The organism is Flavobacterium aerium (genome assembly GCF_030766725.1).
In the GTDB taxonomy this organism is placed as follows: Bacteria; Bacteroidota; Bacteroidia; order Flavobacteriales; family Flavobacteriaceae; genus Flavobacterium; species Flavobacterium aerium.
Window position 1 is genome coordinate 1 of the sequence record NZ_JARQWR010000036.1, and the last position, 669, is coordinate 669.

Here is a 669-nt window from a genome sequence, read left to right on the forward strand (position 1 = left end):
AAAAAATCGTTTTAATTTCTTTATTATCATCGCGAATCAAATTACCATTGGCATCATATTTATAATCATCTTCTGGATCCGTAATACCGTTACTGTCGTCCTTGAATCCCGCCGGATTGTTGGAGGTATCAAATACTTTGGTTAGCTGATTGCCGGAATAGGTATAAACCAAATCATCGATGATGTTTCCGTTAATGACAAGTCCATCATCGGCTCCTTTGCGTTTTAGCGTAGTGATATTTCCGTTTTTATCATACCTTAAATTCTCATCGTACGATCCCGGTGTAGGATTAGAATATTCTGGTTTTTGGTAATAGGCATCAGCCAGACGGTTTAGTGCATCATAGCGGTAGCCGTATTTTCGTAATACATTATCGTTCTTGGTTCTCCAGAAGGTTTCGGCTATATTCCCATTGTACAATGGTTTCACAGCGCCGTTCATGCTTTGATCAGACGATTCAATGATTCCATTGGCCGCTACTGTTACTGCATTGTAATTGATTTTAAAACCAAATAAGTCGCCTGAGCCTAGTATTAATCCTGGGTTTCCAATATTGGGTGCTTCATCGTTAATACCCGTCAACCAACCTCGAATGTTGTAGCGGTAATCTACTTTTTGTAATCCGGTTGTTCCAGAAGCATCGGTTCCACCCACATTTTTACCTACAA

1 pseudogene is annotated in these 669 nt (G+C 39.8%); it reads right to left on the minus strand.

The features are described 5' to 3' along the window. Positions 1 to 669: pseudogene (locus P6733_RS17870) on the minus strand (hypothetical protein); the annotation flags it as partial.